Source organism: Roseomonas sp. OT10 (assembly GCF_020991085.1).
GTDB classification, from domain to species: domain Bacteria; phylum Pseudomonadota; class Alphaproteobacteria; order Acetobacterales; family Acetobacteraceae; genus Roseomonas; species Roseomonas cutis.
The window spans coordinates 3280573-3302999 of the sequence record NZ_CP087719.1 but is presented as its reverse complement, the minus strand read 5'-3'; the positions used below and the strand labels follow the sequence as shown (position 1 = coordinate 3302999).

Annotated in this window: 20 protein-coding genes; 11 read left to right on the top strand and 9 right to left on the bottom strand. The window is 73.0% G+C overall.

Annotation, left to right across the window (positions count from 1 at the left end; translation table 11 throughout):
* Nucleotides 1-972 carry a Bug family tripartite tricarboxylate transporter substrate binding protein gene (locus LPC08_RS15160; protein WP_230449076.1) on the bottom strand — a complete coding sequence of 324 codons (972 nt, stop codon included), beginning with the start codon at nt 970-972 and terminating at the stop codon, nt 1-3.
* A gap of 59 nt (nt 973-1031) precedes the next feature.
* Here LPC08_RS15160 and LPC08_RS15155 point away from each other — a divergent pair, with 59 nt between their 5' ends.
* Entirely contained in the window at nt 1032-1823 is a 792-nt protein-coding gene (locus tag LPC08_RS15155; RefSeq protein WP_441295816.1) for a FadR/GntR family transcriptional regulator, read from the top strand.
* A 153-nt stretch (nt 1824-1976) separates the two neighbouring features.
* Here LPC08_RS15155 and LPC08_RS15150 read toward each other — a convergent pair whose 3' ends face one another.
* On the bottom strand, nt 1977-2930 hold the full coding sequence (locus tag LPC08_RS15150; protein WP_230449074.1) for a sugar-binding transcriptional regulator: 954 nt from the start codon (nt 2928-2930) through the stop codon (nt 1977-1979).
* A 220-nt stretch (nt 2931-3150) separates the two neighbouring features.
* On the opposite strand from LPC08_RS15150, the gene LPC08_RS15145 reads away from it, so the two are divergent.
* The 5 genes from LPC08_RS15145 (at nt 3151) to LPC08_RS15125 (ending at nt 8065) form a co-directional block, all read left to right on the top strand.
* A complete protein-coding gene (locus LPC08_RS15145; RefSeq protein WP_230449073.1) occupies nt 3151-4488 on the top strand; it encodes an extracellular solute-binding protein in 1338 nt (445 codons plus the stop codon).
* Nucleotides 4489-4492: 4 nt separating this feature from the next.
* Complete coding sequence (locus LPC08_RS15140) at nt 4493-5476, top strand: ABC transporter permease subunit (RefSeq protein WP_230449072.1); 984 nt, start codon at nt 4493-4495, stop codon at nt 5474-5476.
* Entirely contained in the window at nt 5473-6393 is a 921-nt protein-coding gene (locus tag LPC08_RS15135) for an ABC transporter permease subunit (protein ID WP_230449071.1), read from the top strand. The genes LPC08_RS15140 and LPC08_RS15135 overlap by 4 nt, the downstream gene beginning before the upstream one ends.
* Before the next feature lie 24 nt (nt 6394-6417).
* On the top strand, nt 6418-7152 hold the full coding sequence (locus LPC08_RS15130; protein WP_230449070.1) for a glycerophosphodiester phosphodiesterase family protein: 735 nt from the start codon (nt 6418-6420) through the stop codon (nt 7150-7152).
* A gap of 517 nt (nt 7153-7669) precedes the next feature.
* On the top strand, nt 7670-8065 hold the full coding sequence (locus LPC08_RS15125; RefSeq protein ID WP_230449069.1) for a (R)-mandelonitrile lyase: 396 nt from the start codon (nt 7670-7672) through the stop codon (nt 8063-8065).
* Nucleotides 8066-8089: 24 nt separating this feature from the next.
* On the opposite strand, the gene ydiJ is transcribed toward LPC08_RS15125, so the two are convergent.
* Both ydiJ and LPC08_RS15115 read right to left on the bottom strand, forming a co-directional pair.
* Nucleotides 8090-11182 carry a D-2-hydroxyglutarate dehydrogenase YdiJ gene (gene ydiJ, locus LPC08_RS15120; protein ID WP_230449068.1) on the bottom strand — a complete coding sequence of 1031 codons (3093 nt, stop codon included), beginning with the start codon at nt 11180-11182 and terminating at the stop codon, nt 8090-8092.
* Between the two features lie 158 nt (nt 11183-11340).
* On the bottom strand, nt 11341-11571 hold the full coding sequence (locus LPC08_RS15115; protein ID WP_230449067.1) for a hypothetical protein: 231 nt from the start codon (nt 11569-11571) through the stop codon (nt 11341-11343).
* Nucleotides 11572-11869: 298 nt separating this feature from the next.
* Between LPC08_RS15115 and LPC08_RS15110 the strand changes: the two genes are divergently transcribed.
* From LPC08_RS15110 to LPC08_RS15100, 3 genes are all read left to right on the top strand, one after another.
* Nucleotides 11870-12850, top strand: a complete 981-nt coding sequence (locus LPC08_RS15110; protein ID WP_230449066.1) for a CobW family GTP-binding protein — start codon at nt 11870-11872, stop codon at nt 12848-12850.
* A complete protein-coding gene (locus tag LPC08_RS15105) occupies nt 12850-13887 on the top strand; it encodes a WD40 repeat domain-containing protein (protein ID WP_230449065.1) in 1038 nt (345 codons plus the stop codon). The genes LPC08_RS15110 and LPC08_RS15105 overlap by 1 nt, the downstream gene beginning before the upstream one ends.
* 106 nt (nt 13888-13993) lie before the next feature.
* Nucleotides 13994-14956 (top strand): Bug family tripartite tricarboxylate transporter substrate binding protein, encoded by a 963-nt coding sequence (locus LPC08_RS15100; protein ID WP_230449064.1) that lies wholly within the window; start codon nt 13994-13996, stop codon nt 14954-14956.
* Between the two features lie 42 nt (nt 14957-14998).
* Here the strand turns inward: LPC08_RS15100 and LPC08_RS15095 are convergent, their stop codons facing one another.
* From LPC08_RS15095 to LPC08_RS15080, 4 genes are all read right to left on the bottom strand, one after another.
* Nucleotides 14999-16408, bottom strand: a complete 1410-nt coding sequence (locus tag LPC08_RS15095) for an NAD(P)(+) transhydrogenase (Re/Si-specific) subunit beta (RefSeq protein WP_230449063.1) — start codon at nt 16406-16408, stop codon at nt 14999-15001.
* An 8-nt stretch (nt 16409-16416) separates the two neighbouring features.
* Complete coding sequence (locus LPC08_RS15090; RefSeq protein ID WP_230449062.1) at nt 16417-16833, bottom strand: NAD(P) transhydrogenase subunit alpha part 2; 417 nt, start codon at nt 16831-16833, stop codon at nt 16417-16419.
* Nucleotides 16834-16847: 14 nt separating this feature from the next.
* Nucleotides 16848-18002 carry a Re/Si-specific NAD(P)(+) transhydrogenase subunit alpha gene (locus LPC08_RS15085; protein WP_230449061.1) on the bottom strand — a complete coding sequence of 385 codons (1155 nt, stop codon included), beginning with the start codon at nt 18000-18002 and terminating at the stop codon, nt 16848-16850.
* Nucleotides 18003-18233: 231 nt separating this feature from the next.
* A complete protein-coding gene (locus tag LPC08_RS15080; protein WP_230449060.1) occupies nt 18234-19097 on the bottom strand; it encodes a LysR family transcriptional regulator in 864 nt (287 codons plus the stop codon).
* Between the two features lie 111 nt (nt 19098-19208).
* Between LPC08_RS15080 and LPC08_RS15075 the strand changes: the two genes are divergently transcribed.
* A complete protein-coding gene (locus tag LPC08_RS15075; protein ID WP_230449059.1) occupies nt 19209-20216 on the top strand; it encodes a bile acid:sodium symporter family protein in 1008 nt (335 codons plus the stop codon).
* Nucleotides 20217-20253: 37 nt separating this feature from the next.
* Here the strand turns inward: LPC08_RS15075 and LPC08_RS15070 are convergent, their stop codons facing one another.
* Nucleotides 20254-21756, bottom strand: coding sequence for an alkaline phosphatase D family protein (locus LPC08_RS15070; RefSeq protein WP_230449058.1), 1503 nt, complete (start codon nt 21754-21756; stop codon nt 20254-20256).
* 235 nt (nt 21757-21991) lie between these two features.
* Between LPC08_RS15070 and LPC08_RS15065 the strand changes: the two genes are divergently transcribed.
* On the top strand, nt 21992-22420 hold the full coding sequence (locus LPC08_RS15065; RefSeq protein ID WP_230453087.1) for a secondary thiamine-phosphate synthase enzyme YjbQ: 429 nt from the start codon (nt 21992-21994) through the stop codon (nt 22418-22420).
* The last annotated feature ends 7 nt before the right edge of the window (nt 22421-22427 follow it).

Genomic DNA, 22427 nt, shown 5'->3' with positions numbered 1-22427 from the left:
TCATTCCACGCGGATGCCGGCGTCGCGGATCACCGCGCCCCAGCGCTCCAGCTCCGATCGCACGAAGGCGGCGAACTCCGCCGGGGGGATGCCGGAGGGCACGGCGCCCAGCTCGCGGATGCGCGCCGTGACCGCCGGCTTGCGCACCGCCTCGCCGGCCACCTGGCCGAGCCGGTCCACGATGGGCTGTGGCGTGCCGCCGGTGACGAACAGCCCGTACCAGGTGACCGCCGCGGCGCCGGGCAGGCCGGCCTCGGCCATGGTCGGCACCTCGGGCAGCATCTCCGTCCGCTGCGCGGAGGTGACGGCCAGGGCCCGCAGCTTGCCCTCGCGGATCGTCGGCAACAGGGAAAGCGGGTCGCCGAAGGTCATGTTCACCCGGTTCTCCAGCAGGTCCGGGATCACCGTCGCGAAGCCGCGGGCGTAGTGGATGATGTCGAGCCTCACCCCCGCCGCCCGCTCGAACAGCACGGCCGAGAGGTGCTGGGAGGAACCCAGCCCGCCGGTGGCGGAGGTCAGCATCCCCGGCCGCCGCCGCGCCGCATCGATCAGCCCGGCGACGTCGCGCAGCCCCGTGGCGGGGTTGACCGCCAGCACCATGGGGACGGTGGCGACGAGCGTGACGGGCGCGAAGTCGCGCACCGGGTCGTAAGGCGTGTTGGCATAGATCTGCGGGTTGGTGGCATGGGTGCTGAAAGTGCCCATGAGCAGGGTGTGGCCGTCCTTCGGGGCACGGGCCACCAGCTCCGCGCCGATGGCGCCGTTCGCGCCGGTGCGGTTCTCCGCCACGAAGGGCTGGCCCAGCGCCTCGCCCAGTTGGGCCGCCATCAGCCGCGCCAGGATATCGGTCGCCGCCCCGGGGGCGAAGGGAATGACCACCCGGCCGGGATGCGTGGGAAAGTCCTGCGCCTGCGACGGGCTGGGCAGGGTCGCGAGGATGGGCAGCAGCGACAGTGCGCGCCGTGTGAGCATGGTTCCACTCCCCAGGGCCGGCTCTCCGTCCGGCAGAAGTAATATAGCTGTCTGACAGCATGACTGCCAAGCCCATTGCGTGTCCGGTGGCGGGATGGCACGTCAGGCCCATGCCCGCATCCTTCCCTCCGGCCCGTTTCCGGCGCCCCCGGCTCTATGAGGAGATCGCCGCCCGGATCATGGACTTCATCCGGGAGCAGGGCGTGCCGGTGGGGGGGCGCCTGCCGCCCGAGGCGGACATCGCCCGCAGCCTCGGCGTCAGCCGCCCGGCGGTGCGGGAGGCGATGGTGGCGCTGGAGACGGCGGGAATCGTGCTGGCCCGCAGCGGCGGCGGCACCTTCGTGCTGCGTCGGCCCAGGCGTGGCCCGCTGCCCTGGGCCCGGCGTGGCGACCCCGGCCCCGGCCCGCGCGAGCAACTGCGCGCCCGCCAGCTGATCGAGCCGGAGATGGCGGCGGAGGCGGCCCGGGTCGCCACCGCCGGGCAGATCGACGCGCTGGACCAGCTCGGGCGCGAGGTCTCCGCCCTGGCCTCCGCCGGCCTGCCCTTCGCCGAGCGGGCCGTGGAATTCCACATCGCGCTCGGCGTCGCCTCCGGGGTGGCGCCGCTGGCCGACTTCCTGCCCAGCCTGCTGGACAGCGAGCAGCACGACATGTGGACCCTGCTGCGCGAGCGCTACGGCAGCGGGGAGGGGGCGTCCGCCCGCACGGGGCTGCGCGAGGCGCTGGTGGACGCGCTGCGCCGGCGCGACCCGGAGCGGGCGCGGCAGCTGATGCGCGCCCATCTGGCGGCCGCGGAGCGCACCTGCTTCGGCACCGTGGCGGAGGAGGAGGCCGCGGCGCCGCCCTGCTAGGGCCTGTCCGGTTCACACGCCCGCGGCGGGAGCGCCCCGGCCCTTTGTCTGCGGCGGCGGCTCGCCGGCCCGGGACGTCCGCGCGCCTCCGCCGCGTCGATGGCGGTCTGCACCAGCGCCGGGGCGGCAGCCGCGCCGCCGCCCCGGAGGCCGTCAGCCGGCCTCGATCAGGGCCAGGGCGGCGTTGGTCGTCCCCTCGTCGCTGACCAGCACCTTGGGGATGCCGCCGCGCAGGGCGGCGGCGATCACCGCGCTCTTGTGGCCGCCGCCCGCGGCCAGCACCACGTGCCGCACCCCGGCCAGGCCGGCGGAAGGCAGGCCGATCACCCGGTCGTTGATCGGGTGGTCGATGGGCCGGCCCCGCGCATCGAGGAACTGCCCCAGCACGTCGCCCACCGCGCCGGCCGCGCGCAGCTCCTCCACCGGGACGTCGCGCGGCAGGCCATGGCGGATGAGCAGCGAGCGCGGGCTGAGGTCGCCCAGGCTGAGCAGGGCGAGGTCCACGGCGCGGATGCGGGCGAAGGCCTCGGCGAAGACGTCCTGCGCCACCAGCGTGTCGCGCGAGGCGGCGCTGCCGGCATAGATCGGCGCCGCGAGGTAGGCGCATTGCGCGTTCAGCCGCCGCGCGAGCTCGCCCGCCGTCTCGAAGCTGTTGAGGTCCAGCCCCTGGGTCAGCCCGCCCATCATCGAGGTGACGAGGAGGTCCGGCAGGTCGGCCGGCACGATGTGGCGGATCGCCTCGCGCAGCGTCGCGCCCCAGCCGACGCCGAAGACGGCGACGGCCGTGCGCGCGAGGAACTGCGACAGGTAGTCCCCCGCGGCGACGCCCAGCAGCGGCGCGACCTTCTCCGGATCCTCGGGCGTCGGGATGATGACCGCATCGGCCAGGCCGAACTCGCGGATCAGCCGCTGCTCCAGCGCGACGCAGCTTTCCAGCCGGGAGGTGAGGGAGATGCGGACCAGCCCGCTGGACCGCCCCTCCGCCAGGATGCGGTTGACGCGCAGCCGCGTCAGGCCGAGCCGGGCGGCGATCTCCGCCTGGGTCAGGTCCTCCATGTGGTAGAGCCAGGCGACGCGCACCGACAGCTGCTCATCCGAGGCGCTCACGCCGGCTTCCCCCTTTTGCTCCCGGCTGCGCCGGTGGTCGATATTACAATTGTGCGAATGGATTTACACCTGCTCAAAGGCTGGTTACGGTGCCGTGCAAGCCGAGGAGGGCAGACTGCCCTGCCGCGGGACTTCCGGCCATGCCGGCGGGCGCGGCGCAGCGGCGGGAACGGACGACCCGGTCGCGACAACGCACGGGCGGATGAGGAGGGGACACGAGATGGGCCAGCACGTCTCTCGTCGCACGATCCTGGCGGCCTCCGGCGCCGCCCTGGCCGTCCCGCTATCCGCCCCCTGGGTGGCGCGCCCCGCCCATGCGGCGCCGCGCGAGATCCGCTTCTGGCACGCCATGGCCGGGGTGAACGGCGAGCGGCTGGAGGAGCTGACACGCCGCTTCAACGCCTCCCAGGCGGAGTACAACGTCGTGCCCGTCTTCAAGGGCACCTATGACGAGCTGATCAACGGCACCGTCGCCGCCTACCGCACCCGCACCCAGCCGCAGCTCGTGCAGATCTACGAGCGCGGCTTCATGACCATGCTGCTCTCCAATGCCATCATGCCCGTGCAGGAGCTGATGGCGGCGCAGAAGCAGGCGGTGGACTGGGGCGACTTCATCAAGCCGATCGCCGGCTACTACACCTACAAGGGCCAGCTCCAGGCGATGCCCTTCAACTCCTCCACGCCGATCCTGTACTTCAACAAGGCGCATTTCGCGAAGGCGGGGATCGAGCGGCCGGCCGAGACCTGGCAGGGGCTGGAGGAGCAGCTGCGCCGCGTCAAGGCGGCCGGCGGCCCGGGCAGCATCATGGCCGACGACTACCACTGGAGCTGGTTCGAGAACTACAGCGCCATCAACGACCTCTCCTACGCCACCCGCAGCAACGGCTTCGAGGGGCTGGACACGGAGTTCGTGTACAACCGCACCGGGCTGGTGAGCCAGGTCGGACGGATGAAGCGCTGGCTGGATGACGGCCTCCTCCAGATCGCCGGCCAGGGCGTGGCGCCCACCGCCGTCTTCACCGCCGGCCGCTCCGCCACCTTCATGGCCTCCACCGCCGCGCATTCGGCGATGATGGCGGCGAACGACCTGGACTGGAGCGCGGTGCCGCTGCCCTGGGAGGAGGGGCGCGAGGCGCGCAACAGCGTCATCGGCGGCGCCGTCCTCTGGGTGCTGAAGGGCCATGCCGAGCCCGACTATGCCGGCACCGCCGCCTTCCTCGCCTACCTGGCGAAGCCCGAGACGCAGGTCTGGTGGCACAAGGCGACCGGCTACGTCCCCGCCACCAACGCCGCCTATGCGATGGCGAAGCAGGAGGGCTGGTACAGCCAGCGCCCGACGCAGGAGATCGCCGTGCAGCAGCTCAGCCGCGGCACGCCCACGGCGAACTCGCTGGGCTTCCGCTTCGGCAACTTCACCCAGACCATGCTGGCCCAGCGCGAGGAGGCGGAGCGCGCCTTCGGCGGCCAGAAGCCGCCGCAGCAGGCGATGGACGACGCCGTCAGCCGCGGCAACGACATCCTGCGGCGCTTCGAGCGGCTGAACGCCGGCCGCTACTGAGGCCATGAGCGAGACGGTCCTGCCCGCCGTCACGGACCGTCGCCGGCGTCGCCTGCCGGGCTTCTTGCGCGCCCGCCACCCGGCCAGCCGGGTGGGGGTGAAGGCCTCCGGCTTCGAGGGGCAGCTCGTGCCCCTCCTGCTGCTGGCACCGCAGTTGCTGATCCTGCTGGTCTTCTTCTTCATCCCCGCGATCCGGGGGCTGGCACAGGCCTTCCTGCTCCAGGACCCCTTCGGCGAGACGGTGCACTTCGTCGGGCTGGAGAACATCCGGGCCCTGCTCGCCAGCGCGGAATACCGCGAATCCCTGCGCCTCTCGGTGGTCTTCACCCTGGCCACCGCGGCGCTGACCTTCGGCGTCGGGCTGGTGCTGGCCTTCGCCACCGACCGCGTGCTGCGCGGCCGCGCCGCCTACCGCGCCGTGCTGCTGCTGCCCTATGCCATCGCGCCGGCGGTGGCGGGCTATGTCTGGGCCTTCCTGTTCAACCCGCTGGTGGGGCCCATCGCCAGCCTGCTGCACGCCGTCGGCATCGCCTGGGACCCGAACCGCAACGGCCACGACGCCATGCTGCTGGTGATCCTGACCGCGTCGTGGAAGCACCTGTGCTACAACTACATCTTCCTCGTCGCGGCGCTGGGCGCGGTGCCGCGCGCGGTGGTGGAGGCGGCGGCGGTGGACGGCGCCGGTCCCTTCCGCCGCTTCGTCCACGTCACCCTGCCGATGATCGCGCCCACCATCTTCTTCCTGACCATCATGAACATGGTCTATGGCCTGTTCGAGACCTTCGCGATCATCGACGCGACCACCAAGGGCGGGCCGGCGGCGGCGACCAACATCCTCGTCTACAAGGTCTATGTCGACGGCTTCGTGAACCTCGACCTCGGCTCCTCCGCGGCGCAGTCGGTGCTGCTGATGGGCTTCGCCATCGCCCTGACGGTGGTGCAGTTCCGCCTCATCGACCGGCGCATCAGCTACGAGGTGTCGCAGTGATCGAGCGCACGCCCTGGCTGAACGCCGCCTGCCACCTCGTCCTGGTCGCCGCCGCGCTGGTCACCTGCCTGCCCGTCTACTACGCCGTCGTCGCCGGCTCGCTGAGCGCCGAGGCGGTGCAGCAGGTGCCGCCGCCGCTGCTGCCGGGGGGCGAGTTCGTCGCGAATGCGGAGGCGGTGTGGGCGCGCATCGGCTTCGGCCGTCTGTTGCTGAACTCGGTCATCGTCGCGGTGGGGATCGCGGCGGGCAAGCTGGCGATCTCGCTGCTCTCCGCCTTCGCCATCACCTATTTCCGCTTCCGCTTCCGCCAGGCGGCCTTCTGGCTGATCTTCCTCTCCCTGATGCTGCCGGTGGAGGTGCGCATCGTGCCGACCTTCGAGGCGATGACGGACGTGCTGATGCCGCTGCGCCTGCTCGTGGAGGGCCTGGGCATCGGCCGGCTGTGGCAGGGGCTGACGGGCTGGCGGCTGGAGGTCTCGGCCAACTGGAGCCTGCTGAACAGCTATGGCGGGCTGATCTTCCCGCTGATGGCCTCGGCCACCGCGACCTTCCTGTTCCGGCAGTTCTTCCTGACCATCCCGGACGAGCTGTGCGACGCCGCCCGCATCGACGGCACCACGCCGCTGCGCTTCCTGTGGAGCATCCTGCTGCCGCTGTCGCTGCCCAACCTCGCGGCGCTGTCGATCATCTTCTTCCTGTTCGGCTGGAACCAGTACCTCTGGCCGCTGCTCTTCACCACCGAACCGTCGATGACGACCGTGGTCGTCGGCATCAAGCAGCTCGTGCCGCACGGGGACAGCATCCCCGCCTGGAACCTGGCGATGAACGCCGCCGTCCTGGCCATGCTGCCGCCGCTGCTGGTCGTGCTGGGGCTGCAGCGGTGGTTCGTGAAGGGGCTGATCGAGTCCGGGAAGTAGGCCCGGCGGGTGAGCGGGGGACACATGGACAAGCGGATCATCGGCCATCGGGGCGCGCGCGACCTGTGGCCGGAGAACGGGCTGGACGGCTTCCGCCGGGTGCTAGGGCTCGGCGTCGTCTCCGGCGTGGAGTTCGACGTGCATCCGACGCGGGACGGCGACCTCGCCGTCATCCACGATCCCACGCTGGACCGCACCACCGACGCCACGGGCCCGGTCGCGGCGCGCTCCATGGCGGAGCTGCGCGCGCTACGGCTGAAGGGCGGCGAGGAGGGGGTGCCCTCGCTGGACGAGGTGCTGGACGTGCTCGGCCCCTCCGGGACGGAGCTGCATGTCGAGCTGAAGGTGGATGCGGAGGGCCGGCCCTATCCCGGGCTGGAGGCGGAGGTCGCCGGCTGCATCCGTCGCCGCGGCCTGGCCGGACAGGCGGTGCTGACCTCCTTCTGGCTCGACGTGCTGGACCGGCTGCGGGCCGCCTGCCCCGAAGGGCGGCTGCTCGCCTCGCTGAACGACGCCTCCGTGCGGAAGCAGGGCGGACTGGAGGCGGTGCTGGCCAGGCTGGAGGCCGCGCGTGTGGACTACGTCGCCGTCCACCACGAGCTGCTGGAGCGGGATCTGGATGTCTTCCTCGACCGCATCGGCACGCCGCGCCTCGGAGCCTGGGTGATCAACACGCCGGACCAGGTGGCCCACTGGCTCGCAGCCCCGGTCACCCTGATCACCACCGACCGCCCCGACCTGTTTCCCGCCACGCGCTGATACGGACGGCGGGATGCGTTGACGTCTGCCAGTTGGCGCCCGTGGCCCGGGGGCAAGGCTCTGCCTCGCCCCCGTACCCCCACTCCGCCAGGACCCTGCGGGCCCTGGACCCGATCAGCGCTGCCGCGGGACAGCCGGACACGGGGTCGAGGCGCCGAGGAGCCATGCTCCTCGGCGGGTACGGCCTCCACACTCGCTGACGCCTTTGAAGCTTTTTCGGAGTCCCGCCTGTCCGCGCTTCGTCAGGGTTCAGCCCGCAGGCTGACGGCAGCCACGAAGCACCAGACTCCCAGCGGGGTCCGGGGCCCGCTTGTGGCCCCGGCAGGGGAGGGTCTGGGAGGGGACGGCGTCCCCTCCCGGTCCGACGCCGAAACACCACAGCCTGACGGACCAGGTCATCCCGACGTAGGTATGGGGCGGCGCGGCGGTGCCAACTGGCCGGCGGCGGCGCGGTTTCCATCTCCTGGCAGGGGGAAGGTCACGCCCCGACCCCGGGGCCGAGGAGGAGGTACGGAGCATGGAGATCAGGCGAGCGGGCTCGCAGCCATCCGGGCGCGGCCCGGCGGAGTACTTCACCGGGGCGGTCCGCATCGACCCGCTGTTCAGCCCGCCCGACCCGGCACGGGTGGCGATGGCGCTGGTCACCTTCGAGCCCGGCGCGCGGACGGCCTGGCACACCCACCCGCTCGGCCAGACCCTGATCGTCACGGCCGGCTGCGGCTGGGTGCAGCGGCAGGGCGGGCCGGTGGAGGAGGTCCGCCCCGGCGACGTGGTCTGGTTCCCGCCGGGCGAGAAGCACTGGCACGGCGCCACCGCCAGCACGGCGATGAGCCACATCGCCATTCAGGAGAAGCTGGACGGCTCTCCGGTCGAGTGGATGGAGCAGGTGAGCGACGCCCAGTACCGCCCCTGACCGGCATGGTGCCGGGCGACCGGGTCAGGAGGCCGGCCCGGCCGCCTCCCGGGACGGTGCCGCCCTGGCCGCCTCGCGGATGGCAAGGAGGAGGGCCTGGGCGGGGTGGGGCAGCGCGATGCCGTCGAGGCGATCGACCTGCGAGCGGCAGGAGTAGCCCGTGGCGAGCAGGTGCCGCGGATCGGGGGCGGCGTCGACGTGGCGCTTCCAGCTCAGCCCGTAGAGGTGCTCAGACATCGCCCGGTGCTGCGCCTCGTGGCCATAGGTGCCGGCCATGCCGCAGCAACCCGAGGGCAGCACCTCCAGCGCCAGACTGTGCCGGCGGAACACCGTCTGCCAGTCGCGCAGGCTGGCCGTGGCGTTGGTGCGCTCCGTGCAGTGCGGCAGCAGGCGGTAGGTGGCCGCGGATGCAGCGCGCGGCGCCTCCCCCTCGCGCTGCGCCAGCCATTCCTGCAGCAGCAGCACGGGCGGGACGGCGGCGCCCGCCTCCTTGTACTCGTTGCGGTAGGTCAGGGTCATGGAGGGGTCGATGCCGACCAGCGGCACCCCCGTCTCGGCGAGCGCGCGCAGCATCGCCGCATTCGCCGCCGCCGTCCGTCCGAAGGCGCCGAGGAAGCCGTGCACGTGCAGCGGCTTGCCGTTGGGCCGGTAGGGCGCGACGAAGGGCCGTGCGCCGATCGCCAGCAGCAGGTCCAGCACGTCCAGCACCAGCGGCGTCTCGTTGAAGCTGGTGAAGGCGTCCTGCACCAGCACCACGGAGCGGGCGCGCTCCGCCTCGTCCAGCCCGCGCAGCGCCTCCGGCGTGGCCAGTGCGATGTCGCGCCGGCGCAACTCCGCGCCCAGGTCGATGCTCGAGACGGGCGGGCTGTCCACCAGGCCCAGGGCGCGCAGCGCGGCACGGCCGGGGGCGCTGCCGGTCAGCCCGTTGTAGAGGCGAGGGAAGCGCGCGGCGCGGGGCAGGGCATGCTCGACGGTCGCGACCAGGTGGTCCTTCAGCGGCCGCAGGTAGCGGCCGTGGTACAATTCCAGGAACCTCGCCCGGAAGCCCGGCACGTCCACCTTGATCGGGCAGCCGCCGGTGCAGGACTTGCAGGCGAGGCACTCGTCCATCGCCGCCTTCACGGCGTGGGAGAAGTCCGCCTCGCCCCGCCGACGCGCGAGCGTGTTGCGGAGCCGCGCGGCCATCCCGGCAAAGGGAGAGGCGGCGCGCAGGGCCCTGGCCTCCGCCACCGGGTCCACCCCCGCCTCGGTCAGGCGCTTCAGCCATTCGCGCACCAGCATGGCGCGGCCCTTGGGCGAGTGCCGCCGTTCCCGCGTGCCCTTCCAGGAGGGGCACATCGGGTCGTCGAAGTTCCAGTCGAAGCAGGCGCCGTTGCCGTTGCAGTGCATCGCCGTGTCGTAGGGCGCGCGGACGTGCTCCGGAATGATCCGGTCCGCCTCGCCGCGCGTCGGCACGCCGTCCACCCGCAGCAGCGCGGCGCCGCTGCCGGGCTGGCCCTCGGGCGGGGTGGCGATCTTGCCGGGATTGAGCTGGTTGCGCGGGTCGAAGGCGCCCTTCACCGCCTGCACCAGCGGGTAGAGGTCGCCGAAGAAGCCCGGCGAGTATTCCGAGCGCACGCCCTTGCCGTGCTCGCCCCAGAGCAGCCCGCCATAGCGGTGCGTCAGCGCGGCCACGGCGTCCGAGACCTCGCGGATCATCGGCGCCTGGGCCGGGTCCTTCATGTCGATGGCCGGGCGGACGTGCAGCACGCCGGCATCGACATGGCCGAACATGCCATAGGCCAGGCCGCGCGCGTCGAGCAGGGCGCGGAACTCGGCGATGTAGTCGGCCAGCGCCTCCGGGGGCACGGCGGTGTCCTCGACGAAGGGGATCGGCCGCCGCTCGCCCGCCATGTTGCCCAGCAGCCCGACCGCGCGCTTGCGCATGGTCCAGATGCGCGTGACCGGCCCCTCGCCATACGCGACGGTGTAGCCCAGCCGGCGCCCCGCGAAGCCCTCGGCGTCCAGCATGGCGGTCAGGCGGGCGAGGGGGGCGGCCACCGCATCCTCTGTGTCGCCGACGAACTCCACCAGCAGGATGCCCGCCGACTCGCGCTCCGGATCGGCCGGGAAGAACTCGCGGACCCCTTCCCAGACGATGTCGTTGCGGGCGAGGCCCAGCACCTTGCTGTCCACCGTCTCGATCGAGGCGGCGCCGAATTCCATCAGCGCCCCCGCGTCGCGCAGCGCGGCGTCGAAGCTGTCGTAGCGCAGGTTCACCAGCGCGCTGTGCTTCGGGATGGGCAGGATGTTCAGCGTGGCCTCGACCAGCACGCCCAGCGTGCCCTCCGAGCCGCAGAGCACGCTGTTCAGGTCGAAGCGCCCGGCGCCGTCGCGGAGATGGGCGAGGTCGTAGCCGGTGAGGCAGCGGTTCAGCTTCGGGAAGCCCGCCGCGATCGCCGCGGCATGGTCGCGGGCGATGCTGCCCACGGTGCGGTGGATGGCACCGACCAGGTCCGTGCGGCGCTGGATCGCCCGCAGCGCCTCCTCCCCCAGCGGCGCGGAGTCCCACACCGTGCCGTCGGTCAGCACGGTCTTCAGCCCCAGCACGTGGTCGCGCGTCTTGCCGTAGAGGCAGGAGCCCTGGCCGGAGGCGTCGGTGGAGATCATGCCCCCGATGGTCGCGCGGTTGGAGGTGGACAGCTCCGGCGCGAAGAACATCCCGTGCGGCGCCAGGGCGGCGTTGAGCTGGTCCTTCACCACCCCCGCCTGCACCCGCACCCGCCCCGCCGCGGCGTCGATTTCCAGGATGCGGTTCATGTGCCGGGAGAGGTCCAGCACGAGGCCGGCGGTCAGGGACTGGCCGTTGGTGCCGGTCCCGCCCCCGCGCGGGGCCAGCACCACGCCGTGGAAGCGCTCCTCCGCCAGCAGGCGCAGCACCCGGGCCACATCCGCCTCGTCCCGCGGGAACAGCACCGCCTGGGGGGGAACCCGGTAGATCGAGTTGTCCGTCGCGAAGACCGTCCGCGCGGAATCCGACAGGTCGATCTCGCCGCAGAAGCCGGCCCCCGCCAGCGCCGCCGCGAAGCTCCGCGTCAGGGCCTCGGGGGCGGGGGTCTCAGCGATGCGCGGGATCATGGGCTGTGCGGTCCGCCAGGTCCTCGGAGCCTGCCGACGGGGGGCGGCAAGGCAGGGGACGGGGGGTTACCACGCAGCCCGCCGGGGCGGAATGCCGGCGGCGCGGGGCTTCCCCGCGACCGGCCCGATCACGGCGGCCCGGCCGCGGGAAGCGGCGGTCAGCGGTTGCTGCCGCCGGCCCCGCCGCCCCCGCTGCTGGCGGCCCCGCTGCTGCCGCTGCCGCCGACGCCCGACGCACCGCCCGTCCCGCCGCCCGAGGCGCTGCCCGTGCTGTTGCTGCTGCCGCTGCCGGCGCCGGTCCTCGCGGACGAGCCCGTGGTGCTGACGCCGCCGCAGGCCGTCAGGAAGAAGGCGGCGGCCAGGGCCGCGGCGCCAAGGATCCTCGTCATCTCATGCACTCCCGGTCGATCCGGCCGGAACGCCCGGCCTGCCGAAGGAGCGTCCGGCGCGGGCGGAGGTTCCGCCGTCCTCTCGGTCCCCGACGCCTTGGACCGGGCTGGCGGGACCGGTGCGGCATCCCCGGTGCCCCGTGCCGGGCCGCCGCCCGATCCGACACGCCCGGACGGGGCAGGGCCGCCATGCGGCCTGCCCGCCCCGGGGCCCTGCCGCCGCCCCCGTGACCCAGGCGCCGGACCGTACCATATAACACGCCGAACCTTGTCCCTGCCTCCCCAGAGGGAAGTCCCCATGTCCGAAGCCCAGCCCCGCCCGCCCGTCCCCGTCACCGTCCTCACCGGCTATCTCGGCGCGGGCAAGACCACCCTGCTGAACCGCATCCTGACCGAGAACCACGGCAAGAAGTTCGCCGTGGTGATCAACGAGTTCGGGGAGCTGGGGGTGGACAACGACCTCGTCGTCGATGCGGACGAGGAGGTGTTCGAGATGAACAACGGCTGCGTCTGCTGCACCGTGCGCGGCGACCTGATCCGCATCCTGGGCGGGCTGATGCGCCGGCGCGACCGTTTCGACGGCATCATCGTGGAGACCACCGGCCTCGCCAACCCCGCCCCCGTCGCCCAGACCTTCTTCGTGGACGAGGACGTGAAGAAGGCGACCCGGCTGGACGCCATCGTGACCGTGGTCGACGCCAAGCATCTGCTCCAGCGCCTGGGCGACAGCCCGGAGGCGGAGGAGCAGGTGGCCTTCGCCGACCTGATCGTGCTGAACAAGATGGACCTGGTGACGCCGGAGGAGGCGGCCGAGGTCGAGCGCCGCATCCGGGCCATCAACCCCTCCGTGGAGATCCGCCGCGCCACCAAGTCCGACGTGCCGGTGGAGAGCGTGGTCGGCCGCGACGCCTTCAGCCTGGACCGCATCCTGGAGCGCGAGCCGGACTTCCTCTCCGGCGAGGACCACCACGAGCATGACGGCGAGGTCTCCTCGCTGGCCTTCGAGGTGGACAAGCCGATCGACCCGGAGCGCTTCAACGCCTGGATCAGCGAGGTGCTGGCCACCCAGGGCCAGGACCTGCTGCGGACCAAGGGCATCCTGCACTACAAGGGCGAGGACCGGCGCTTCGCCTTCCAGGCGGTGCACATGATCGCCGATGGCGACTTCATCGGCCCCTGGCGGGAGGGCGACCCGCGCAGGTCCCGCATCGTCTTCATCGGCCGCAACCTGAACCGCCCCCGCCTGCGCCGCGGCTTCGAGTCGACGGTCGCCGGCTGATGTCCGAGACGGTGGAGGGCGCCGACTTCCTGATGGACAGCCGCGGCACCGGGCAGGAACTCGGCGCCTGGGTGGTCGGCGCCGGTTTCGGGCGGGAGGGCCGGTCCGCCGCCTTCGCGCTCGGCGACGGCACGCTGCGGGTCGTGGACCTCGCCGCGCCAGGGGAATGGAAGGCGGTCGAGGCGCATGACGGCGCGGCGCTGTCCCTGGTGCCGGACGCGGCGGAGGGCTTCCTCTCCGGCGGGGATGACGGCCGGCTGGTCCGCACCGCGCCGGACGGGACGGCGGGCGAGGTCGCTGCCTTCGGCGCGATGAAATGGGTGGAGCACCTGGCCACCCACCCTTCCGGCCTGCGCGCGGCGGCGGTGGGCAAGGCCATCCACCTGTTCGACGGCAAGGGGGCGAAGCTCAAGACCCTCGCCACCCCCTCCACCGCCGGGGGCGTGGCCATCGACGGCAAGGGCAAGCGGGTCTTCGCCAGCCACTACAACGGCGCCTCGATGTGGTTCGTCGCCGCGAAGGAGGACAAGCCGCGCGTGCTGGAGTGGAAGGGCAGCCACCACGCCATCGCCGTCTCGCCCGACGGCACGCATGTGGTGACGGCGATGCAGGAGAACGCGCTGCACGGCTGGCGCCTGACCGACGGGCAGCACATGCGCATGTCCGGCTATCCGGGCAAGACGCGCTTCCTCTCCTTCAGCCCCAAGGGCCGCTGGCTCGCCACCTCGGGCAGCGAGGCGGTGGTGCTCTGGCCCTTCTTCGGCGGTGGCCCGATGGGCAAGGCGCCGGAGGAGATCGCGGGCGGCGACGGCGTGCTGTGCTCGGCCGTCGCCTGCCACCCGCAGCAGGAGGTCTTCGCCGCCGGCTTCAACGACGGGCTGGTGCTGATGGCCGAGATCGCCTCGGGCAAGATCGTGCCGATCGCCGCCCCGGGGCGGGGGGCGGTCTCCGCCCTGGCCTGGAACGCCGCCGGCACGCAGGTCGCCTTCGGCACCGAGACGGGCTTCGCCGCCCTCATCGACCTGTCGCGGCGATAGGCCGGCCACCCCGCCGCCAGCCCGTGGGGGCGGGGATCGCCTCCCGGGTGCAGGAATGGCGTCCCGGGTGATACCGCCCCGGCCGATCGTGCTCTAGCCTTGCCGCATGCACGACCTGTCCCGCCGTCTCCTGCTGGCGCTCGGCGGCGCCACGGCCCTCGCCGGGCCGGCCCTGGCCTTTCCGGACCGGCCGGTGACACTGCTGGTCGGCTATGGGGCCGGCGGCGCCACGGACGTCATCGCCCGCGCCCTGGCCGAGGCCGCGGCACCCCTGCTCGGGCAGCCCATGGTGGTGCTGAACGCCCCGGGCGCCGGGGGGACCATCGCCTCCGACCGGGCGGCCAAGGCGGCGCCTGACGGGCACACCATCCTGCTGATCGCCAATGCCCATGTGGTGGCGCCGGGCCTCTACGCCCGGCTCCCCTACGATACGGTGGGCGACTTCGCCCCGGTCGCCTTCGTCGGCCAGTCGGCCAACGTGCTGGTGGTGCCGGCGGATTCGCCCGATCGCGACCTCGCCGGGCTGGTGCGCCGGGCGCGGGAGGCCGGGCGCCCGTTGCAGACCGGCTCGGCCGCGCTGGCCGGCTTCCAGCCCGCGCACCAGATCATGCGCGAGGCGCTGGGCATCGCCATGGAGACCATCCCCTACCGCAGCGGGCCGCAGGGCCAGGCGGATCTGATCGCCGGCCGGCTGGACCTGATGGTGTCGAACGTGCTGGAGGTGGCGGAGCATGTGAAGGCCGGGCGGCTGCGCGCCCTGGCCGTCACCAGCCCCGGCCGCAGCCCCCTGCTGCCCGACGTCCCGACCTTCGCGGAGCTGGGCGTGCCCGACCTGCAGGCGGATAGCTGGTTCGGCATCCTGGCGCCGCGTGGCACGCCGGATGCGGCGCTGGACCGGCTCCATGCGGTGCTGACGGAGGCCATGGCGCAGCCGGCGATGCAGGCGCGGCTGGTGAGCATGGGGCTGATCCCGCAGGCGATGACGCGGGCGGAATGGGGCGGCTTCCTGGCCACGCAGACGGAGACGTGGTCCGCGGTGCCGCGCCGGGCCGGGGTCCGGATCGAATAGGCCGGCCGGGGGAGGGGCCTCCCTCCCCCGGGGGCGTCCGCGCTACTTCTGCAGCGCCTGGACGATCTGCTGGGTGACCTTCTTGGCGTCGCCGAACAGCATCATGGTGTTGTCGCGGAAGAACAGCTCGTTCTCCACGCCGGCATAGCCGGAGGCCATGCCGCGCTTGACGAAGAACACCGTCTTCGCCCGCTCCACGTCCAGGATGGGCATGCCGTAGATGGCCGAGGACTTGTCCGTCTTGGCCGCCGGGTTGGTCACGTCGTTCGCCCCGATCACATAGGCCACGTCGGCTTCCGCGAATTCGGGGTTGATCTCCTCCAACTCGTGCACGTCGTCATAGGGCACGTTGGCCTCGGCCAGCAGGACGTTCATGTGGCCGGGCATGCGCCCCGCCACCGGGTGGATGGCGTATTCCACCGTGGCGCCTTCCTTCTTCAGCAGGTCCGCCATCTCGCGCACCACCTGCTGCGCCTGGGCCACCGCCATGCCGTAGCCGGGCACGATGATGATCTTGCCGGCGTTCTTCATGATGTAGGCCGCGTCCTCCGGGCTGCCCGACTTCACCGGGCGCGCCGGCTGGGCCGCGCCGCCCCCGGCGGAGGCCGTGGCCGCGTCCGCGCCGAAGCCGCCCAGCAGCACGTTGACGATGCTGCGGTTCATGCCCTTGCACATGATGTAGGACAGGATCGCGCCCGAGGCGCCGACGAGGGCGCCGGTGACGATCAGCAGCAGGTTGCCCACGGTGAAGCCGATGCCCGCCGCCGCCCAGCCGGAGTAGCTGTTCAGCATGGACACGACCACGGGCATGTCCGCGCCGCCGATCGGGATGATGAGCAGGAAGCCCAGCCCGAAGGAGAGCAGCGCGATCAGCCAGAACAGCAGCTCGTTGCCGGTGGAGACGAAGGCGATGACCAGCACCAGCAGCAGCAGGCCGAGGCCGGCATTGAGGTAGTGCTGCCCCTGGAAGGTGATGGGCTTGCCGCTCATCAGCCCCTGGAGCTTGGCGAAGGCGATGACCGAGCCCGAGAAGGTGATGGCGCCGATGGCGAGGCCCAGCGACATCTCGACCAGCGACTGGCCGTGGATGTTGCCCGGCACGCCGATGCCGAAGCTCTGCGGCGCGTAGAGCGCGGCGGCCGCGACGAAGACGGCCGCCATGCCGACCAGCGAGTGGAAGGCGGCGACGAGCTGCGGCAGCGCCGTCATCTCGATCTTCTGGGCGAGGTAGGCGCCGATGCCGCCGCCGATGACGAGGCCGGCAAGCACGATGGCAATGCCGCCGCCGGACATGCCCGGGGTGGCCAGCGTGGCGATCACGGCGATGGCCATGCCGACCATGCCGAACAGGTTGCCGCGCCGGCTGGTCTCCGGGTGGCTCAGCCCCTTCAGCGCCAGGATGAACAGGACGGAGGCGACGAGGTAGGCGAGGGTGGAGAGGGTGTGCGACATGGTCCCGCTCAGCCCTTCCGCTTGAACATCGCGAGCATGCGCCGCGTGACCAGGAAGCCGCCGAAGATGTTCACGCTCGCAAGCGTGACGGCGAGGAAGCCGAAGATTTTGGCGGCGACGGAATCGCCCAGGCCGGTGGCGAGGATGGCGCCCACCACGATCACCGAGGAGATGGCGTTGGTCACGCCCATCAGCGGCGAGTGCAGGGCCGGCGTCACGCTCCACACCACGTGGTAGCCGACGAAGCAGGCGAGCAGGAAGATCGTCAGCAGCAGCAGGAAGGGCTCGGCCGCGGCGGCGCCGTGGCCCACCGCCTCGATCACGCCGGGGGCATGCGCCTCGGCGGCGAGGCGCGCCTCCCGGGCCAGGGCCAGGGCCTGCTGGGCGACGCCGTCGGCCCGGTTGGCGAGTTCGTTCGGGGTCATCTCGGGCGTCCCTCTCAGGCGGCCTGGAGCTGCGGGTGGACGGTGCGGCCGCCGCGGGTCAGCAGCACGCCGCGGACGATCTCGTCCTCCTCCGGCAGCTTCGGCGCGCTCGCGTCCTTGTCCCAGAAGGTGGTGAGGAAGGTCAGCAGGTTGCGGGCGTAGAGGCTGCTGGCCGCCGCCGCGATGCGCCCGGGCCAGTTGTGCCAGCCCAGGATCTTCACGCCGTTCGCCGTGACGACCATCTCGCCCGGCCGGGTCAGCGCGACGTTGCCGCCGGCGTCGGCGGCGATGTCCACGATCACGCTGCCCGGCTTCATGGCGGCGACCATGGCCTCCGTCACCAGGATCGGCGCCTTGCGGCCCTGCACCAGGGCGGTGGTCACCACCACGTCCTGCTTGGCGATGTGCGCGGCCACGACCTCGGCCTGCTTCGCGTAGAATTCGGCCGAGAGCTGCTTGGCGTAGCCGCCCGCGGTCTGGGCCGCCTTGCTCTCCTCATCCTCGTAGCCGACGAAGGTGGCGCCGAGGGACTTGATCTCCTCCTTGGCGGCCGGTCGCACGTCGGTGGCGGAGACGCGGCCGCCCAGCCGGCGGGCGGTGGCGATGGCCTGGAGGCCGGCGACGCCCGCGCCCATGACGAAGACGTTCGCCGCCGGGATGGTGCCCGCCGCCGTCATCAGCATCGGGAAGCCCCGGTCGAAGGCGGCCGCGCCCTCGATCACCGCGCGGTAGCCGGCGAGGTTCGCCTGGGAGGAGAGGATGTCCATGCTCTGCGCGCGGGTGATGCGCGGCAGCATTTCCATCGCCGCGGCCTCGATGCCGCGCCCGGCATAGGCCTTCACCCGGTCGGGGCTGGTCATGCCCTCCAGCGTGCCGATCAGCAGCGCGCCGGCCGGGATCAGGGAGAGCTCGTCCACCTCGCCCTCGCCCTCGGCGAGGGGCGCGCGGACCTTCAGGACGATCCCGGCACCCGACAGAGCGGCGGCGGCATCGGCGGCGATCTCCGCACCGGCCTCGGCATAGGCCGCGTCCGGGATGCCGGCCGACAGCCCGGCCCCCGTCTCGACCGCGATCGTGTTGCCCAGGCCGATCAGCTTCTTCGCCGTCTCGGGGGTCGCCGCGACACGCGTCTCCCCGCCCCGGCGTTCCTTCAGCACAGCCACCCGCATGCAGGCCCCTCCCCGCAGAAAGCATGTCGCACTCGGCGATGCCGCCGCTATGCGGGCAAGTCCGGCCTGCGGCAATCCCTTTCGAAACGATGGGTGGGCGGCCCAGGGATGCGGATCATCGGGTCCGGCGCGTCCGGCTGGGGCCGGGACATGGGCAAGGCGATGGCAGCAGGCCACCCGGGCCATCCCGGCGGGTGCGCGGCGGGCCGCCGCGAACCACCCGCGCCGGGGTCATGCCGCATCGCCCAGTCGCGCCGCCGTCTGCAGGATCACCTCCTCCAGTGCCGTCGCCACGCGGTGGTGCGGGCCGGGGCCGATCACCACGAACTCGATCTCCGACAGCTCCGGCAGGGAACGCGAGGCGGGCAGGACCGCGAGGCCCGGCGGGATCAGCCGCGCGGAATGCGGCGCGACCCCCAGCCCCGCGAGCGCCGCGGCGCGCAGCCCGCTGAGGCTGCCGCTGGTGCAGGCGAGCCGCCAGGAACGGCCCGCCGCCTCCAGCGCGGACAGTGCCAGGGCGCGGGTGATGCTGGGCGGTGGGTAGAGCAGCAGCGGCAGCGGCAGGTGCGGATCGGGCCGGATGCCGGGGCGCCCGACCCAGGCCAGCCCTTCCCGCCAGGCGAGGCGGCCGCGCGGGTCGGTGCCGCGCCGCTTGGCGAAGATCACGTCCAGGTCGCCCGCGTCGAAGCGCTCGTAGAGCAGGCCGCTCAGCCCCACCGTCAGGGCCAGATCCACCGAGGGATGCCGCCGGGCGAATTCCGGCAGCACCTCCTGCAGGCCGGAGAGGACGAAATCTTCCGACAGCCCCAGCCGCAGCCGGCCGCGCAGCTCCGTCCCCGCGAAGTGCCGCTCCAGCCGCTCATGCGCCTCCAGCACCGGGCGGGCGAAGGCCAGCAGCGCGTCGCCCTCCGGGGTGGGGGAGACGGAGTGGGTGTCGCGGGCCAGGATCGTCCGGCCCAGCGTCTCCTCCAGCCGGCGGATGTGCTGGCTGACGGTGGACTGGCCCAGGCCCAGCCGCTGCGCCGCCAGGGTGAAGCTGCGCGCCTCCGACACGGCGACGAAGCTGCGCAGCCATTCCGCCTTCGGCATCCGCATGCCGCCCCTCCATGGTTATCGCGGTTCGCGATTGCTCTTATCGATAGCATCATGATGCGGGATCACGCCGCCCTGCCTATCCTCCGCGCGTCCTTTCCCGCCGGAGCCCCCATGTCGCTCGCCACCCTCCGGAGCAGGCTGCGGATCGACCCCTACCTGCTCGCCCTCCTCGCCACCGTGGCCGTCGCCGCGCTCCTCCCCGCCCGGGGCGTGGGGGCGGAGGTGCTGGACGTCGCCGTCTCCGTCGCCGTGGCGGGGCTATTCTTCCTCTACGGCGCCCGGCTCGCGCCGCAGGCGGTGCTGGCCGGGCTCGCGCACTGGCGGCTCCAGGGGCTGGTCGCCGGCAGCACCTACCTCCTCTTTCCCGCGCTGGGGCTGCTGGCCGGCGCGCTGCTGCGGCCTTGGGTGGCGCCGGAGCTGGCGGCGGGGCTGCTCTTCGTCTGCCTGCTGCCCTCCACCGTGCAGTCCTCGATCGCCTTCACCTCCATCGCCCGCGGCAACGTGCCGGCGGCGCTGTGCAGCGCCTCCGTCTCCAACCTGCTCGGCGTGGTGCTGACGCCGCTGCTGGTCGCGCTGCTGCTCGGGGCGCAGGGCGGGTTCAGCCTGGAGGCGCTGGAGAACATCGCCCTCCAGCTCCTCCTCCCCTTCGCCCTGGGCCAGGCGGTGCGCCCCTGGATCGGCGCCTGGCTGACCCGGCACAAGCCGATCACCTCGGTCTTCGACCGCGGCTCGATCCTGCTGGTGGTCTATGCCGCCTTCAGCGAGGGCATGGTCGCCGGCATCTGGTCGCGCATCAGCCTGGGCGGGCTGGGCCTGATCCTGCTGGCCGACGCCGTCATCCTCGCCCTGGTGCTGGCGGTCACCACCCTGGTCAGCCGCCGCGCCGGCTTCTCCACCGAGGACGAGATCGCCCTCGTCTTCTGCGGCTCCAAGAAGAGCCTCGCCAGCGGCATCCCGATGGCGAACATCCTCTTCCCCGCCTCGGCCGTGGGCCTCGCCGTCCTGCCGCTGATGCTGTTCCACCAGCTGCAGCTCTTCGCCTGCGCCGCCCTGGCCCGTCGCTACGCCCGCCGCGCCGAGCCTGCCCCGGCGCCGGACGGCGCGCTGGCGATCGGCTGAACCACGGCGCCGTTCCCATGGGCCCCCGGGCCACGCGTCACCCCGGCAGCAGGCCCGGCCGTCCGGCCTCCACCACGAAGCGCCGCGCGGTCTGCATCCCCGTGGCGGGATCGGCCGGATCGTCGAGGGTGCGCAGCGACGCCTCCGCCCGGTCCGGCGTCAGGAGGAGGGAGACGTAGCCACGCCGGTCGCCATTGGCATAGGCGATGTGGGGCTCGTCCGGGAAGCGGTCGGGGTAGTGGCTGCCCTGGCTGGTGATGGAGGTCCCGGTGAACTCCACGGCCACGGGCGGGGTCTCGGGACGGTCGAAATCGGGGCGCAGCTCCGCGACGAGGTGGGCGTGGATGTCGCCGCCCAGCACGATGGGGTTGGGCGCGCGGCGTTCGGCCAGGGCGCCGAGCAGGCGGCGGCGGGCAGGGGCGTAGCCGTCCCAGCCATCCGTCCAGTAGGCGGGCTCCGCCTCCGGCCCCATCCCTCGCGGGCGGGAGCCGAGCCGGGCCATGCGGGTCTGCTGCGCCAGCAGGGTCCAGCGCGGGCCGTCGGCGCGCAGCCCTGCGGCCAGCCAGTCCTCCTGCGCCTGGCCGAGCAGGGAGCGGGCGGGGTCGTCCAGCTCCGGGCAGGCGGAGCGGGTGACACGCCCGGCGCCGCCGCGGTCCGGCCGCTGGCATGCCTGGTGGGCGCGGTACTGCCGGTCGTCGAGCAGGTGGATGGAGGCCAGCGCCCCGAAGCCGCCGCACCGGTAGACCTGCGCCGAGGCGCCGCGCGGCCGGGCGGCCTCGGGCAGCGGCATGTGCTCCCAGAAGGCGCGGTAGGCGGCGGCGCGGCGCTCCAGGAAGGGCGCGCCGCGCTCCGTCTCGCCGCGGTCGTCGGCGTAGTCGTTGCTGACCTCGTGGTCGTCCCAGGTGACCAGCCAGGGGCAGGCGGCGTGCATCGCCTGGAGGTCCGGGTCCGACTTGTACAGCGCGTAGCGTGCCCGGTAGCCGGCGAGGTCGCGCGCGGTGGGGGCGTCGTGCGAGCGCACCAGCCTCCGGCCCCAGGACGCCTCGTAGATGTAGTCGCCGAGGAAGATCACCGCGTCCGGCTCCTCCGCCCGCATGTGGCGGTAGGCGCCGTAGAAGCCGTGCTCGTACTGCTGGCAGGAGGCGACGGCGAGGCGCAGCGCGGCCGGCATGGCGCCCGGCGCCGGGGCGGTGCGGGTGCGGCCGAGGGGACTCTCCGCGCCCAGGGCGGTGAAGCGGTACCAGTAGGGCCGGCCGGGGCGCAGCCCGGACAACTCCAGATGGACGGAGTGCGCGTCCTCCGGCACGGCCAGGGCCTGGCCGCTTCGCACCACCCGGCGCAGCGCCGCGTCCTCCGCCACCACCCAGTCCACCGCCACCGGCTCCGGCGGCATCCCGCCATCCGGCTGGCGCGGCGCGGGGGCGAGGCGGGTCCAGAGCACCACGGCATCCGGCCCCGGCTCGCCCGAGGCGACGCCGAGCGTGAAGGGATCGCCGGGCAGCCCGGCGGCGAGGGCGCGCAGCCCGCCCGTCAGGGTCAATCCCGGAAGGGCCAATCCGGCGCGGAGCAGTTGGCGGCGGGAGGGTGCGATCGTCACGGGACGTCCTGGCGGCGGGGCGGCCGGCGCGGGGCCGGGCCTTGGAGGCGGCGGGGCGGTCCCGTCCCGTCGGGCGCCCCGCCGCCACAGGTTACGCCCGCCCGGCCTCCACGCAACCGGGGCGGCTGGACCGGCGGCCGGGCCGGGCCGATCATCGCCCCCCATGGAAGCCGGGACGATGCAGCAGCGCTGGCACAGGCTGGAGGTCGCGACCCGCGGCCGGTCGCTGGTCGAGGTGACCACGCCCGTCCGCCGCTGGCTGGCCGAGGCGCCGCGCCTCACCGGGCTGCTGACGGTGTGGTGCCGGCACACCTCCGCCTCGCTGCTGGTGCAGGAGAATGCCGATCCGGACGTGCGCCGCGACCTGGAGAGCTTCCTCGCCCGCCTCGTTCCTGACGGCGACCGCCACGCCTATGTCCACGACGCCGAGGGGCCAGACGACATGCCCGCCCATATCCGCGCGGCGCTGACCCAGACCCAGCTTTCCATCCCCGTCCTGGCGGGCGAGCCGGTGCTGGGCACCTGGCAGGGCCTCTACCTGTGGGAGCACCGCACAGTGCCGCACCGGCGCGAACTGGTCCTGCATCTGCTGGGCGAGGCGGGCTGATCCGGGC